Below are 13,785 nucleotides of genomic sequence, written 5' to 3' on the forward strand. Positions count from 1 at the left end.
GTGAGCGGATGTGCTGATGGCGCCGATCATGCTGGCCGCGCTGCTGCTGGATCAGTTGCTCGGCGAGCCCCGGCGCTGGCATCCGCTGGTCGGGTTTGGCGCTTTTGCATCCATCCTCGAACGGCGCTTCAATCGCGGCACATCGAAGCGTTTGGCTGGGTGTTTCGCCTGGACGTTAGCGGTATTGCCACTCACGCTGATGGCCTGGCTACTCAGCCTGATTCCCGATATCGGCTGGCTGGTCGAGCTGTTACTGCTGTATCTGGCCATAGGGTTGCGTAGCCTGTCCGAGCATGCGTTACCGGTCGCGCGCGCCTTGGCCACGGGCGATCTTCACGCCGCCCGTGAATGCGTTGGCCGGATCGTCAGCCGTAATACTAGCGGGCTTGATGAAACCGCCGTGGCGGCAGCGACCACCGAGTCGGTTCTGGAGAACGGCAGCGATGCGGTCTTTGCTGCCTTGTTCTGGTTTGCCGTGCTGGGCGCGCCGGGGGTGGTGGTGTATCGACTGGCCAATACCCTCGATGCAATGTGGGGCTATCGCAATGAGCGTTTTCAGCAGTTCGGCTGGGCCGCGGCGCGGATTGACGATGTATTGAATTTTGTCCCGGCGCGGCTGGTCGCGCTGACCTATTCCTTGTGTGGTAAGACCCGGCGGGCGCTGCGCTGCTGGCGCGAGCAGGCACCACGTTGGGACAGTCCCAATGCGGGTCCGGTCATGGCCGCAGGTGCGGGCGCATTGGGTGTACAACTAGGCGGACCCGCGATTTACGGCGGCGTCATGCATGAACGTCTGATACTCGGCGCCGGGCCGGCACCCGGTGCGGCGGATATCTTTCGGGCACTGCGATTGGTGCGCTGCGGCGTCGTTTTATGGGTGCTGATCGCACTGGCATTATGGGGATTAAACTTTGCTTGAACACGGCGGACGCCTGCGTCAGGCAGCCATCACCTATGGCATTCCAATCGATGACTGGCTGGATCTCTCCACTGGATTGGCACCCTACAGCTGGCCTTTGCCTTCAATACCCGCTGAGGCATGGCAGCGTCTACCGGAGAGCGATGACGGTCTCGAGCAGGCTGCCCGCGATTATTATCAGGCCGAGAGCCTGCTACCCGTAGCCGGTTCCCAGGCGGCGATCCAGGCGCTGCCGGCGTTATTTCCGGGACGGCGAGTTGGATTGGTCGAGCCGTGCTATGCCGAGCATCATCATGCCTGGCGACGCGCTGGATTTGCACCGCGGGCGCTGGCCGATGACGAGGTCGAAGCCATGCTCGACTCTATCGACGTGCTGGTGGTGGTCAACCCGAACAATCCGACCGGCCGTCTTTTTGCGCCGGAGCAATTACTGGACTGGCACGTACGACTGGCCAGCCGTGGTGGCGGCCTGATCGTGGACGAAGCTTTCGTAGATCCCACCCCGGAGATGAGTCTGGCGCCCTACACCAGTGCGCCCGGCCTGATTGTACTGCGTTCGCTGGGCAAGTTTTTCGGGCTCGGCGGCGCGCGGCTGGGCTTTGTGCTGGCCGAACACGATTTACTTGTTTCCCTCGCAGAAATACTAGGCCCCTGGTCTATCAGCGGGCCGGCTCGGCATGTCGGGCGGCATGCGCTGGCAGACAAACCAACCCAGAGGATCTGGCGCGAGCGGATGCATACCGATAGCCAGCGCCTTTCGAGCTTGCTCACTGCATATGGGGTGGCACCGCAGGGCGGCTGCGCGCTGTTTCAATGGATACCGCATATCGGGGCTGCTGCGCTGCATCAGGCGTTGGCCGAACAAGGAATACTGACGCGGCTGTTCGATCAGCTGTCAGCACTGCGCATCGGCCTGCCGGGTAGCGGTGCCGAATGGAGTCGACTTGAATCGACGTTCGCAGGGCTTTTACCGGAGATCACATGCCCACGTTAATGGTCCAGGGCACCACCTCGGATGCCGGCAAGAGCACGCTGGTGACGGCGTTGTGTCGATGGTTGGCACGGCGCGATATCAAGGTCGCGCCGTTCAAGCCACAGAACATGGCGCTCAATTCGGCGGTCACGGTTGACGGTGGCGAGATCGGCCGGGCCCAGGCGGTGCAGGCCGAGGCCGCAGGGCTGGCTCCGCACACTGACATGAACCCTGTGCTGCTCAAGCCCAACACCGATGTCGGCGCGCAGGTGATCATTCATGGTCAGGCGGTCGGCTGCATGGATGCAGTTGAATACCACGCCTATAAATCCACAGCGATGCAGGCGGTCCTTGACTCGCATGACCGGCTCGCCAGTCAGTATCAGGTGGTGATGGTCGAAGGCGCCGGCTCACCCGCAGAGATCAATCTGCGCGAGGGCGATATCGCCAATATGGGCTTTGCTGAAGCGGTGGACTGCCCGGTGCTGCTGATTGCCGATATCGACAAGGGCGGTGTGTTCGCCCATCTGGTCGGCACGCTGGAGCTGTTGTCGGCCAGTGAGCACGCGCGGGTAAAGGGCTTCGTGATCAATCGATTCCGTGGGGATATTGCGTTGCTGCAACCCGGTATCGACTGGCTGGAGCAGCGCACTGGCATTGCGGTGCTTGGCGTATTGCCTTACCTGCATGATCTGCATCTGGAAGCAGAAGACGCCATCAATGCCAAACAACCGGGCAAAAGCGCACACGCGCTTAAGGTGGCAGTGCCGGTGTTGCCGCGTATCAGCAATCACACCGACTTCGATCCGCTGCGCCTGCATCCGCAGGTCGACCTGCAGCTGGTGCGGATTGGGGAGCCCGTCCCGGCGGCGGATCTGATTATCCTGCCGGGCTCCAAGAGCGTCCGGGCCGATCTTGCCTTTCTACGGGAGCAGGGCTGGGACAACGCGATCCAGCGGCATCTGCGCTATGGCGGGCGGCTTCTGGGTATCTGTGGCGGCTTTCAGATGCTGGGTACGCAGATTGATGACCCGCTGGGTCTGGAGGGGCCGCCCGGCAGCGCCGAGGGATTGGGGCTGCTGGATTTCACCACCACTCTGCACGCCAGCAAGCGCCTGGCGCAGGTGACTGGGCACCTGACGCTTGATCAGGCGCCGGTGCAGGGCTATGAAATACACGCCGGCGTCAGTGCCGGCCCGGCTCTGGATTCGCCTCTGGTTAAGCTCGAGGGCGGAAGACTGGATGGCGCGCTCAGCGCTGATCAGCACATCGCCGGTACCTATTTGCACGGTCTGTTCGAATCTCCCGACGCCAGCCGCGCGCTTTTGCAATGGGCCGGTCTCGATGCGCCGGTGGTACAGGATTACGCGGCCTTGCGAGCGCGCGACATCGACCGCCTCGCCGACCTGGTCGAGAACCATCTCGACACCGAAAGACTTGATGCCTTGTTAGGAATACATCCTTGATTGAACTGATACTCGGCGGCGCCCGCTCGGGCAAAAGCCGGCTGGCTGAACAGCGCGCCCGCGCGTCCAATCTGCCCGTTACTTACATTGCCACCAGCCAGGCGCTGGATGCGGCCATGGCCGAGCGTATCGCCATTCATCAGCAACAGCGTCCTTCCGAATGGTTCTTGATTGAGGAGCCGCTGGCATTGGCCGATGCGCTGGATCAAAGATGCGCAGCCGATCAGTGCGTACTGGTCGATTGCCTGACGTTGTGGCTGACCAACCTGTTGCTCGATCCGGATCCGCAGCGCATGGCCAATGAACAACAGCGTTTGCTCGATCTGCTCCCGACATTGACCGGACAGGTCATTCTGGTGAGCAACGAGACGGGGCTCGGCGTGGTCCCCATGGGTGAATTGACGCGCCGTTATGTCGATGCCGCCGGCTGGTTGCACCAGAGCCTGGCGCAAATAAGCGATCGGGTGACCTTCTGCGTGGCCGGTTTGCCAATGACTCTGAAGGGGGAAAAGCCATGAATGGAGCATGGTGGCAACGCGCCGCTCAGAATGTGAATGTGCAAGTTCAGCAGCAGAGCCTGGCGCGTCAAAGCCAGTTGACCAAGCCGCTGGGTTCGCTGGGCGCGCTTGAAGAACTGGCCGTTACGCTCGCCTCATTGCAGAGTCGTTCGCGCCCGGTGATCGATTACCTGTGTATTGATATCTTTGCGGGCGACCATGGCGTGGTGGAAGAGGGCGTATCGGCCTTTCCCCAGGCCGTCACTGGCCAGATGCTGCATAATTTCGCCGGGGGCGGCGCGGCGATTGCTGTGCTTTCCTGCGCTCTGGGCGCTCAGCTGCAGGTTTACGATCTCGGCTTGGCTCAGCCGATTACGTCCACGCCCGGCGTAACCCAGCGTCACATCGCGCCCGGCACCGCCAACTTCACCCGTCAGCCGGCCATGACGACTCTGCAATGTCGGCAGGCATTGACTGCCGGCAGGGATGCGCTGGTTGAGGCGGCCGCCGAAGGATGTGATTTGTATATCGCCGGGGAAATGGGTATCGGCAATACCACCAGCGCCTGCGCCCTGGGCAGCGCACTGCTTGGCGTTGCGCCGCAGCAACTGGTCGGCGCGGGTACGGGTCTGGACGCAGCAGGCGTGGCGCACAAGCTCAAAGTGATTGAGTGCGGATTGCAATTGCATGCACCACAGCTTGCCGATCCGTTCGATGCTTTGGCCAGTCTTGGCGGTTTGGAAATCGCAGCGCTGGTCGGCGCCTATATCGCAGCGTCCCAGTACGGCGTGCCGGTATTGGTTGATGGCTACATCTGTTCGGTTGCTGCACTGTGTGCGGTGCGGCTTAACCCGTCATGCCGGCCCTGGTTGTTGTTCGCCCATCGCAGTGCCGAGCCAGGGCATGATGTGGTGCTCGCGGCCCTCGATGCGCGGCCGCTGCTTGACCTGGGCATGCGGCTTGGGGAGGCCAGCGGCGCGGCCGTTGCAGTGCCACTGCTGCGGTTGGCCTGTAGCCTTCACAATGAGATGGCAACCTTTGCCGAGGCAGCGGTTTGCGCAGGAATTGGGGAATGATTGTTGATCTGCTGCGCCACGGTGAAACCGAATTCGGCGGCGGTTTCCGTGGCAGTCTGGATGATGCGCTGACCGAGTCCGGTTGGGGGCAGATGCGCCAGGCGGTGTGCGCAAACTTCGAGTGGGATCTGATCGTCACCTCTCCCTTGCAACGTTGTGCACAATTTGCCGCCGAACTGGCGCAGCAACGGGGAGTCGCATTGGAGATTCACGCTGACCTGCGCGAGCTGCATTTCGGCGAATGGGAAGGGCAGCACCCGCGGGATCTGATGCTGGATCAAGCTGATTTGCTGGCGCGTTTCTGGGATGATCCCTACGCCTTCACACCGCCGGGCGCTGAGCCGGTTAGCGCGTTTCGGCAGCGGGTACTGGCTGCCATGACGAACCTGCAACGTATGCATGCCGGGCGGCGTATCCTGATTGTCAGCCACGCCGGCGTCATGCGCTTACTGCTTGCCCGGGCGCGGTCCTTGCCCGATCGTGACCTGCTGCAGGTTGAGGTAAGCCACGGCCAGCTGATTCGCTACGCGTGTTGACCAGCATTACGGAGAGTTCTGCATGACCCCAATGATGATAGCCCTGCAATTTCTGACCATCCTGCCGATTCGTCTGCGACAGCCGCCGCGGGGGGAAGAGTCGGGCGCCTCGCTGCTCTGGTATCCGGTGGTGGGTCTGGTCATTGGCTTGCTGTTGATTGTGGTGCAGTGGCTGCTCGCAGACTTGCCGATTACTTTGCAGGCCGCTTTGCTGCTGGGTTTCTGGGTGTTGATCACCGGCGGGCTGCACCTCGACGGTCTGGCCGATACCGTGGACGCCTGGGTCGGCGGGCGCGGTGATCGCGAGCGCACCCTGGCGATCATGAAGGATCCGAATTGTGGTCCGATGGGAGTGCTGGCGCTACTGCTCACGCTATTGGTGAAATACGCAGCGCTGATCACCATTATCGAGTCCAATCTCTGGTGGGTGTTACTGGTAGCGCCGTGGATGGGGCGCTGGTTGTTGCCGGCTTTGTTGCAGACCACTCCCTATGTGCGGCCCGGCGGCCTGGGCGAATCCATTTACGAGCACATGCCGCGCGGCTGGTTGCCGGCGGTGCTCTTTGTGCACGGTTTCGCCATGCTGATCATCGGCGGCCTCGCCTGGCTGGTCGTGGTGCTGTTGTTCGCGGTGGGCTACCGCGCTTTGCTCAAACACCGACTCGGTGGCACCACGGGCGATACCGCCGGCGCACTGGTGGAGATGGGTGAGGCATTGGCGCTGGTGGCGTTGGTGTGGAGCAACGGCCCCTTCGGCGTATAACAGGCGTTACGCCCGGCGTACACCGGCAAGAATCGGCGTTCCGGTAACCGGGTCGGCCAGCAGCGTACACTCCACGCCATAGAGCTCCCGGATCAGTTCAGGCGTGATGATTCGATCCGGTGGCCCCTGTGCGATAACGCGCCCGGCATGCATCGCGACCAGGTTGTCAGCAAAGCGACAGGCGCTGGCCAGATCGTGCACCACCATGATCACGGTCGTACCGGTGTGGGCTTGCCGGCGGATCAGCTCGAACACTTCGAGTTGATGGCCGAGATCCAGCGCGGAGGTCGGTTCGTCCAGCAACAGAAGGGGCGTCTGCTGGGCGATGGCCATGGCGATCCAGGCGCGCTGCCTCTGGCCGCCGGACATTGAATCCAGTGAACGCTGTGCCAGTTGCTGCAGGTCGGCAACGGCTAGTGCATGCGCAACGATATCGCGATCTTCATCAGACCATTGGCGCAGCCAGCCCTGGTGCGGTTGCCGGCCAAAGCGTATCAGCTCACTGACGGTCATGCCCTCCGGCGCCTGCGTATCCTGCGGCAGGAGCGCGACCCGCCGGGCCACTTCCCGGGTTGGCAAGCGGTGAATATCCTTGCCGTCGAGCAGTACGGCGCCGCCGCGCGGCGCATGCAGCCGGGCCAGACCTGCCAGCAAGGTGGATTTGCCGCAGCCATTGGGGCCAACAATGGCGGTAACCTGCGCATCGGGGAAGCACAGATTCATGTCCTCGATAATCGATGCGTCGCCATAGGCCAGATGCAACCCGCGCGTTCGCAACCGTGCGGCTGGTACAGCGTGCTCTTCGCTCATGGCGTCATCCTCTCGCTACGCAGCAAAATCCAAAGAAGGTAGGGCCCGCCTATGACCGCGACGATGATACCCACCGGAACTTCAAGCGGGGGCATCAGCATGCGGCCGACCAGGTCCGAGAGAATCATCAATAGCGCACCGGCCAGCGCAGAGCCAAACAGTGGCACGCCACGCCCCGACAGCTGACGGGCTATTTCCGGCCCCATCAGGCCGACCAATCCCACCGGCCCGGCCACAGTGACTGCTAGCGCGGTCAGCCCCACCGCCAGGAAAAGAGCCAGAAAGCGGATGCGGCCGACTTTCAAGCCCAGGCTGATGGCGACAGGATCCGCAAAGCGCAGCACCGCCAGCGAGCGAACCAGGCCCATCCCGGCAGGAACGCCAATCAACAGTCCTATGGCTAGGGTGGTTACTGCGCCGGCAGGGCGCGCATTGAGCGTGCCGACGGTCCAGGGGAAGGCTGCGTTGGCCACATCGATCGCGACCCGTGCCAACATTAATTGGGTGAGCGAGCCAAACACGGCCCCCACGCCGATACCGATAACAATGAAGCGATAGCCGCGCGTGCCCGCCCCGCCGGCCAGACCGAAGGTCAGCGCAGTGGCGGTGGCTCCACCGATCAACGCCATTGCCGGCGGCGCCAGGCTCACGGTCATGCCAACAACCGAGGCGACGGCGAAGGCGGTTGCGCCGTTATCTATCCCTATGATCCCCGGTGTAGCCAGACGGTTGCGCGCCAGTGATTGCATCAGGCAGCCGCCCATGGCGAACGCAGCGCCAGCCAGCAAACCTGCGACCAGGCGCGGCAGGCGTAATTGGCTGACCATGAAGTTGGCCATCGCTGGCCCTTCACCGAACACGCCCGCAAGCGCCTCGCCGGGTGAAAGTGTCACGGTGCCCAGGCAGAGCGACAGGATCGAGGTGATTACCAGCAGACCAATGAGCAACAAAGAAGCAAGGGTGGCCCGTCGATCGATCAGGACGCTGCGCTTGCCCGGCAATCTGAGCAGCCATGTACCGTCTGGAGCCATTGGGGCACTGACCGGTACGCGGTTGAATGCGAGGGCGTGGTCGACTCCGTGCATGCGGATACTCACAGGCTTGGTAAGCGGTTGGCGCGCACTACCGCGACCAGTACCGGAGCGCCAAGCATGGCTGTAAGCACCCCGAGGGGTAATTCGGACGGCTGCACCACGACCCGCGATAGTATGTCGGCACCGATAACAGTCAACGGCCCCAGCGGCAGGCACAGCCACAGCGCACGGCGGATATCCGACCCGGCCAGAGCACGTGCAGCAAAGGGGACCACCAGGCCGATGAAGGCGATAGGTCCGGCCACGGCGGTGGTCGCACCGACCAGTAGCGCAACGGCAACCACTACCGTCAGGCGTACCAGTTCCGGTCGATGCCCCAGCCCCACTGCGGTTCGCTCGCCCAGCGCCAGCGCCGCCAGTGACCTGATTACCAGGAGGATCAGCACGGCGGCCAGGGCCATGGACGGAAGTATCGCTGTGACCTGATCCATACTGCGGCCGGCAATGCTACCGACCAGCCAGAAGCGAATTTCATCAGCGGTGCGCTGGTCAAGCAACAGCAACAACGAGGTAAGCGCGAATAGCAAGCCGGAGAAAGCCGCGCCGGCGAGGACCAGACGGATCGGATCACTGCCAACGCCGCGGGTCCGCGCTGCTGCCAGCACACATAGACAACCGGCCAGGGCGCCCAGCTGCGCGACCGAAATACGCAGGGTCGTGGCGCTGGAGCCGAGTGCAATGGCTATCGCCACGGCCAGGCCGCTGCCGGCACTGACGCCCAACAGACCAGGCTCCGCCAGCGGATTGCGCGTCACCGCCTGCAATAACGCACCGGCAACACCCAGCGCGGCACCGGCGGCCAACCCCATCAGCATGCGTGGCAGGCGCAATTCGTAGACTACGAACCGCGCTTCCTCGTTGCTGCTCTGGCCGAGCAGCGTCGCCAGTGCGAGATCAGCGCCTGTATTGCCGGCGCCGATCAACAGACTCGCCAGACAGACAATGGCAAGTGCAATGCCGGCGCCACAGAAAGTGACGCCAAGACCGGCTCGCGTTGATCCTGCGTTGGTCACCTGATCTTGCCCTATTGCTGTATCACGGACTCGATGCCGTCAAGCACCGCCTGGGCTGCAAGCGGACCTGAAGCACTCGTCCACAGCTGGCCATCCACCGGGATCACGCGGTCGCGCTGCACGACATCAAGACGAGAAAAGGCCGATGACTTGCGCGCGGCGTCGAGGGTTGCCCGGCCTTCTTCGTTCAGCGTCGCCAGAAACATCCAGTCGCCGTCAACGCGGGAAAGGTTTTCCAGACTTAGCAAGTCGCTGTGAGGGCGTTCGCCGTTGACCAGCCCGCCATCTTCGACCTCGAACCCTGCCGCGCTGAGCAACCCGGTGGTGAACAGCTGCGAAGACATTACCAGCGCACCCTGCGGCATCCAGCGCACCAGATAGGCGCTGCGATCGTTTTCGGCGTAGCGCGAATGCATGCTTTCGGCAAGCTGTTCCGTGCGGCCTTCTACGGCCTCAATTGCCTGCTCTATCGAGGCTTCGCGGTCCAGTGCCTTGGCAAACAACCGGGCTTCCTGTTTCCAGTTGTCCGTTTTCCAGCCTGCCATCGGCGGAACGATGACAGGCGCCAGGCCCGACAGCAATTCGTACTGTTCTTTCGACAGCTGCGGTGAGGCCAGAATCAGATCAGGCTGTTGCGCCACGACGGCTTCAAGATTTAACTCTCGAGAGGTGCCGACTATTGCGACGTCCTTGGCCTTATCCTGAAGATAGGCGGCAACTCCGGTGCCGCCACGTGTGGCTATGGTTCCCAGTGGGGTGATCCCGGCAGTCAGGGCAGTATCCAGGGCACCTTCATAGAGGGTGACAACGCGCTCGGGCTGGCCATCGACCGCGACCTCGCCATAAGCAGTTTCCAGTGTGCGCGGTGCGGCAGTGGCATGGGAAGCGAACAGGATGCCTGCGGTAATAGCGAAGGCGGTGAGCCAGTGGCTTGAAAAGATGCGCGTGGCTGAAGCAGTGTTCATTGGGTTTTTGCCTTGTAGTGCGTTGAGTATGAATGCAGCTCAGGCCTGACGATGCCACTGAACGACTAGCGTTTCCTTTGAGCCGAAGCGCACCAGGTGATCGGCCAGAACCTGCTCGGTCTTGGCCAAGGCTTCCATGTCGTCTGCTTCGGCCGTGATTCGCAGCTGCCCGTCAGTTGCTTCGAGCAGCCCCCGGCCGAAAGGAAATTTGATATCGCCGCACTCATCATCAAAGCTCACCTCGATCTTGTGACTGAAATGACGACACAGCTTCTTGAGATTGACACTGGGGGAATCGGTGCTGACTTCGCTGATAGAACGGTGCATGGGCAGTCTCCTTGAGGGTACGGCATGCATTGGGGATCTTGCCGGACCTCGTGCGGCCTGAGCTTCGACTGTTGCGATGCAGTCCCGAAGACGCCCGGAGTGTGCATCGGGAACAAGGGGGCTTACCAGCTAAGGCCGCAGTAGTCAGGCACGACGACAAGTATGCGAACGGCTCTGAAGCTGAGAATGATAACGCTTCCTATTCGTTTCAGGCAATGTCGTTCTGTGGAACAGCGCGTTCGGCAGATGGCCTCGCGCGTTCGGAAGGGGTTTCGTTAACCTCTGTGGACCGAGCCCGATCGAGGTCGTCGGTGCGGGGATTCAGGGCGGTGGACCATAGACTGAACAGTCGCCTTCCCCCACGTAATCGGACAGTACTTCCCACTGGGGTTGGCCTTCTCCGTCAGGCCCCGGCTCGACCAACAGGGGATAGTCGTCTCTCCACTGGTGTCCAGCCGCCCAGTAAGCCATCGGTATGCACTGCTCCTGCAGATAGGCGAGCAGGTTATCCATGCCCTCCAGCCAGCGCGGGTCATCGCCGGGCACACCGAACTCACCGATATGTCCACGCCGGTAATTCTTCCTGAGCCATTCGACAAACGCGGAGGCACGGCGAACACCGGTCATCGGATCGAATGCGTCGCCGGGTGGATTGGGGTAGGTTCCCCTGCTGCCCTCGTCGAGGTAAAGGTGCGCGGAAAAGATCAAATAGTCGGCGGGATCCTCCAGGTCTAGCAGATCGTTGCCATATGTAGGCCAGTTCGTGGCGCTGGAACTGCCTGCAGACTCGATGAAGATTGGCCGTAGCATGTCATAGCGGCGAATGCCGTTTATCGCCGCCTGCGCCGCAGTCGGCCAGGTCTGGATGCCGGCGGGCTCGTTCATGATGTCGTAGCCGTACAACGCCGTGCGGTCCCGCCAGCGCAATGCCACGCGCTCCAGTAGATTCTGATAATCCTCATAGGGTACTTCCGGGCTGCCGATCAGATTGCCGCGGTAACGCCCATAGTCATGAATATCCAGAATGACATCGATCTGGGCGTTCGCCGCCTGGCTCAGCATGTTGTCAATGAGGCCTGCATAGGTAGGATCGAAATCGTCACCGAGTACCGGTTGCAGCCGTTCCCAGCGAATCGGGAAGCGCACGCTGCGAATTCCCCGGTCCCGCCATTGCTGGAAATATCCCGGCGGTGGGAAGAAGTAGTGAGTGCCATGGATGCCCGGCAGGACACCGGGCGTAAACTCCGCGCCGGCGACGTTCATGCCGACCAAATCAAGGGTGCCTGTTCCTTGCTCCGGAGGCAGTTCGGGGCCGGGGTTCGTTCCGGGAGGAGCGGGAGCAGCACTGCTGCCGCCACCTCCGCCACCTCCGCCCCCGCCGCCGCAGCCTTGGAGGATTAACAGGACGAACATCAGATAGAACAATCCAGCGAAACTGGCGGAGCGGCATACCGGCATAACAATGTCGTCCTTCGGTGGTTACGCTTAGTTTCCGACGTTGACCATCACGAAACGTTCCATCCAAAGGACGTGCCAGCATTGTCAATCTGCCAGCTTGAATCAGTGATTGTGACAGCCTATCTCGGCACGGCTGCTTCGATTTCGCGTACCAGCACGTCGACCAGTTCTGCCGCTGGCATGGCCCGTGACAATGGCGCGCCTTGTCCGGCCCATTGCACCGCAAAGTCATAGTCGCCCTGGTTCATGGCTGCCGCACTCAGCGCCTTGGTGGCATCGTAGGCGATAGGGTAGTCGGGGCGTGTCGGCGCGCTGACGCCACCGATATCGGTGAAAAGGCGGTTGACCATGCCGCGTGCCGGTCGGCCCGAGATGTCGGCGCTGATCGCAGTGTGCTGGCTGCGCTCGCTTAGCAGGGCCTTCCGGTACTGCTCGTTGGCGGACGATTCCGGACAGCATACGAATGCCGTGCCCATCTGAACCGCCGCAGCGCCCAACTTTTGCGCGGCGACAATCCCGCTGCCGTTCATGATGCCTCCGGCTGCGATAATGGGCAGGTCGGTCATTTCGGCCAGCACTGAAACCAGTGCAAAGGTGCCGATCAGCTCGTCATTGTCGGGATCGAACACGCCACGGTGCCCGCCGGCTTCCATGCCCTGGGCAATCAGCGCGTCGACCTTTGCTGCTTCGGCCTGCCTGGCTTCGGCGGGGGTGGTGACGCAGGCAAGAATTTTGATGCCGGCATCTCTCAATTGCTCGATCCATTCGTTGGGTGGTAGACCGAAGTGGAAGCTGATTACCGCCGGACGCTCCTCTAGCAACACCTGCAGCATGGCTTCGGATTCCAGAAAGCTGACGTAGCCCAGGCTCAGCGAGGCAGGTGGCTCGGTTTTGTAGGCTCTGAACAGCGGGGCCAGATGCCCCAGCCAGGCCTGTTCGACGCCCGGTTTGGCTTGTGCTGGCTGGTGGCAGAACAGATTGACGTTGAAGGGGGCGTTGGTCAGCGCGCGGGTTTTCTTGATCAGCTCCCTGGCCTGCTCCGGGTTGCTGCCACCCAATCCAATCGAACCCAGCGCACCCGCGTTGGATACCGCCGCCGCCAGCTCCGGGGTAGAAACACCCACCATCGGCGCCTGAATGATCGGATGCTGGATGTTCAGGAGGTCGAGAATGTTTGCGCGTTGAATCATAGGTCACCGGTTGGCTGCGTGGGAGTGGCATCGATTGTAGGAAAAATTTGCCGTGGCGACACGGCGTGATAAGGGATATCTGCAGAGACACGCCTCGGCCGCGCCAGGAATCACCTAGCAGTAGGATGCCTTCGACGGGCCTGGCGTAGCGCAGGCGCGCTACACCCCCAGGGGTGGCTGGCAGAGCCGGGTTTTTCCTGGGGTTGGTGAGCGCCTGCTCGCCGACGGGGTTGGTTTTGAGCTGCTGGGCGATCATGCGCGCCGGCAGGATTTGTTGTAGCCGCGGGGCTGGCGTAGCGCAGGCGCATTACACCCCCAGAAGCTGGCTGGCAGAGCGGGGGCTTCCTGGGGTTGGTGAGCGCCTGCTCGCCGACAGGGTTGGTTTTCAAGCTGCCGAGCGATCATGCGCGCCGGCAGGGTTTGTTGCACCTGCGGAGCTGGCGTAGCGCAGGCGCGCTACACCCCCAGGCGGTGGCTGGTAGAGCGGGGTGTTTCCTGGGGTTGGTGAGCGCCTGCTCGCCGACAGGGTTGGTTTTGAGCTGCTTGGCGATCATGCGCGCCGGCAGGATTTGTTGCACCTGCGGAGCTGGCGTAGCGCAGGCGCGCTACACCCCCCCCCAGGGGTGGCTCACATAATGGGGTTTTCCAAGGTTGGTGAGCGGCTCGGGCAACGCGCTACACCCGCCACCCTTAGCGCT

The 13,785-nt window shown here is 62.2% G+C and carries 14 protein-coding genes; 7 read left to right on the top strand and 7 right to left on the bottom strand.

The window, feature by feature from the left end:
• Nucleotides 1-13: 13 nt before the first annotated feature.
• Genes cbiB through FZE95_RS06845 form a run of 7 tightly spaced genes read left to right on the top strand, consistent with a single transcriptional unit; the run spans nucleotide 14 to nucleotide 6,230 of the window.
• Nucleotides 14-919 carry an adenosylcobinamide-phosphate synthase CbiB gene (gene cbiB / locus FZE95_RS06815; RefSeq protein ID WP_397387116.1) on the top strand — a complete coding sequence of 302 codons (906 nt, stop codon included), beginning with the start codon at nucleotides 14-16 and terminating at the stop codon, nucleotides 917-919.
• On the top strand, nucleotides 912-1,913 hold the full coding sequence (gene cobD, locus FZE95_RS06820) for a threonine-phosphate decarboxylase CobD (protein ID WP_150300108.1): 1,002 nt from the start codon (nucleotides 912-914) through the stop codon (nucleotides 1,911-1,913). The genes cbiB and cobD overlap by 8 nt, the downstream gene beginning before the upstream one ends.
• Entirely contained in the window at nucleotides 1,901-3,358 is a 1,458-nt protein-coding gene (locus FZE95_RS06825; RefSeq protein WP_150300109.1) for a cobyric acid synthase, read from the top strand. Before cobD ends, FZE95_RS06825 begins: the two co-directional genes overlap by 13 nt.
• On the top strand, nucleotides 3,355-3,876 hold the full coding sequence (gene cobU / locus FZE95_RS06830) for a bifunctional adenosylcobinamide kinase/adenosylcobinamide-phosphate guanylyltransferase (RefSeq protein ID WP_150300110.1): 522 nt from the start codon (nucleotides 3,355-3,357) through the stop codon (nucleotides 3,874-3,876). The genes FZE95_RS06825 and cobU overlap by 4 nt, the downstream gene beginning before the upstream one ends.
• Entirely contained in the window at nucleotides 3,873-4,931 is a 1,059-nt protein-coding gene (gene cobT / locus FZE95_RS06835; RefSeq protein ID WP_150300111.1) for a nicotinate-nucleotide--dimethylbenzimidazole phosphoribosyltransferase, read from the top strand. Before cobU ends, cobT begins: the two co-directional genes overlap by 4 nt.
• The gene (locus FZE95_RS06840) at nucleotides 4,928-5,467 is read left to right on the top strand and encodes a histidine phosphatase family protein (protein WP_150300112.1); all 540 of its coding nucleotides are present in this window, start codon (nucleotides 4,928-4,930) and stop codon (nucleotides 5,465-5,467) included. Before cobT ends, FZE95_RS06840 begins: the two co-directional genes overlap by 4 nt.
• A gap of 22 nt (nucleotides 5,468-5,489) precedes the next feature.
• Nucleotides 5,490-6,230: an adenosylcobinamide-GDP ribazoletransferase gene (locus FZE95_RS06845; RefSeq protein ID WP_150300113.1), complete on the top strand. Its 741-nt coding sequence runs from the start codon at nucleotides 5,490-5,492 to the stop codon at nucleotides 6,228-6,230.
• A 6-nt stretch (nucleotides 6,231-6,236) separates the two neighbouring features.
• Here the strand turns inward: FZE95_RS06845 and FZE95_RS06850 are convergent, their stop codons facing one another.
• The 7 genes from FZE95_RS06850 to FZE95_RS06880 form a co-directional block, all read right to left on the bottom strand.
• Nucleotides 6,237-7,040: an ABC transporter ATP-binding protein gene (locus tag FZE95_RS06850; protein WP_150300114.1), complete on the bottom strand. Its 804-nt coding sequence runs from the start codon at nucleotides 7,038-7,040 to the stop codon at nucleotides 6,237-6,239.
• Nucleotides 7,037-8,125 (bottom strand): FecCD family ABC transporter permease, encoded by a 1,089-nt coding sequence (locus FZE95_RS06855; protein WP_150300115.1) that lies wholly within the window; start codon nucleotides 8,123-8,125, stop codon nucleotides 7,037-7,039. The genes FZE95_RS06850 and FZE95_RS06855 overlap by 4 nt, the downstream gene beginning before the upstream one ends.
• An 8-nt stretch (nucleotides 8,126-8,133) precedes the next feature.
• Complete coding sequence (locus FZE95_RS06860; protein WP_150300116.1) at nucleotides 8,134-9,147, bottom strand: FecCD family ABC transporter permease; 1,014 nt, start codon at nucleotides 9,145-9,147, stop codon at nucleotides 8,134-8,136.
• 11 nt (nucleotides 9,148-9,158) lie between these two features.
• The gene (locus FZE95_RS06865; RefSeq protein WP_150300117.1) at nucleotides 9,159-10,112 is read right to left on the bottom strand and encodes an ABC transporter substrate-binding protein; all 954 of its coding nucleotides are present in this window, start codon (nucleotides 10,110-10,112) and stop codon (nucleotides 9,159-9,161) included.
• Between the two features lie 39 nt (nucleotides 10,113-10,151).
• On the bottom strand, nucleotides 10,152-10,439 hold the full coding sequence (locus FZE95_RS06870) for a DUF2218 domain-containing protein (RefSeq protein WP_150300118.1): 288 nt from the start codon (nucleotides 10,437-10,439) through the stop codon (nucleotides 10,152-10,154).
• A 321-nt stretch (nucleotides 10,440-10,760) separates the two neighbouring features.
• Nucleotides 10,761-11,897, bottom strand: a complete 1,137-nt coding sequence (locus FZE95_RS06875) for a glycoside hydrolase family 5 protein (protein ID WP_150300119.1) — start codon at nucleotides 11,895-11,897, stop codon at nucleotides 10,761-10,763.
• A gap of 119 nt (nucleotides 11,898-12,016) precedes the next feature.
• Entirely contained in the window at nucleotides 12,017-13,087 is a 1,071-nt protein-coding gene (locus FZE95_RS06880; RefSeq protein WP_150300120.1) for an NAD(P)H-dependent flavin oxidoreductase, read from the bottom strand.
• Between the last annotated feature and the right edge of the window lie 698 nt (nucleotides 13,088-13,785).

The organism is Pseudomonas profundi (assembly GCF_008638305.1).
GTDB classification, from domain to species: Bacteria; Pseudomonadota; Gammaproteobacteria; order Pseudomonadales; family Pseudomonadaceae; genus Halopseudomonas; species Halopseudomonas profundi.

Bases quoted from the DNA above. Each gene is read 5' to 3' on its own strand.
- FZE95_RS06875 (WP_150300119.1), bottom strand. From the start codon at position 11,897: ATGCCGGTATGCCGCTCCGCCAGTTTCGCTGGATTGTTCTATCTGATG.
- FZE95_RS06880 (WP_150300120.1), bottom strand. From the start codon at position 13,087: ATGATTCAACGCGCAAACATTCTCGACCTCCTGAACATCCAGCATCCG.
- FZE95_RS06865 (WP_150300117.1), bottom strand. From the start codon at position 10,112: ATGAACACTGCTTCAGCCACGCGCATCTTTTCAAGCCACTGGCTCACC.
- FZE95_RS06870 (WP_150300118.1), bottom strand. From the start codon at position 10,439: ATGCACCGTTCTATCAGCGAAGTCAGCACCGATTCCCCCAGTGTCAAT.
- FZE95_RS06825 (WP_150300109.1), top strand. From the start codon at position 1,901: ATGCCCACGTTAATGGTCCAGGGCACCACCTCGGATGCCGGCAAGAGC.
- FZE95_RS06845 (WP_150300113.1), top strand. From the start codon at position 5,490: ATGACCCCAATGATGATAGCCCTGCAATTTCTGACCATCCTGCCGATT.
- FZE95_RS06855 (WP_150300115.1), bottom strand. From the start codon at position 8,125: ATGCACGGAGTCGACCACGCCCTCGCATTCAACCGCGTACCGGTCAGT.
- cobT (WP_150300111.1), top strand. From the start codon at position 3,873: ATGAATGGAGCATGGTGGCAACGCGCCGCTCAGAATGTGAATGTGCAA.
- FZE95_RS06850 (WP_150300114.1), bottom strand. From the start codon at position 7,040: ATGAGCGAAGAGCACGCTGTACCAGCCGCACGGTTGCGAACGCGCGGG.
- FZE95_RS06840 (WP_150300112.1), top strand. From the start codon at position 4,928: ATGATTGTTGATCTGCTGCGCCACGGTGAAACCGAATTCGGCGGCGGT.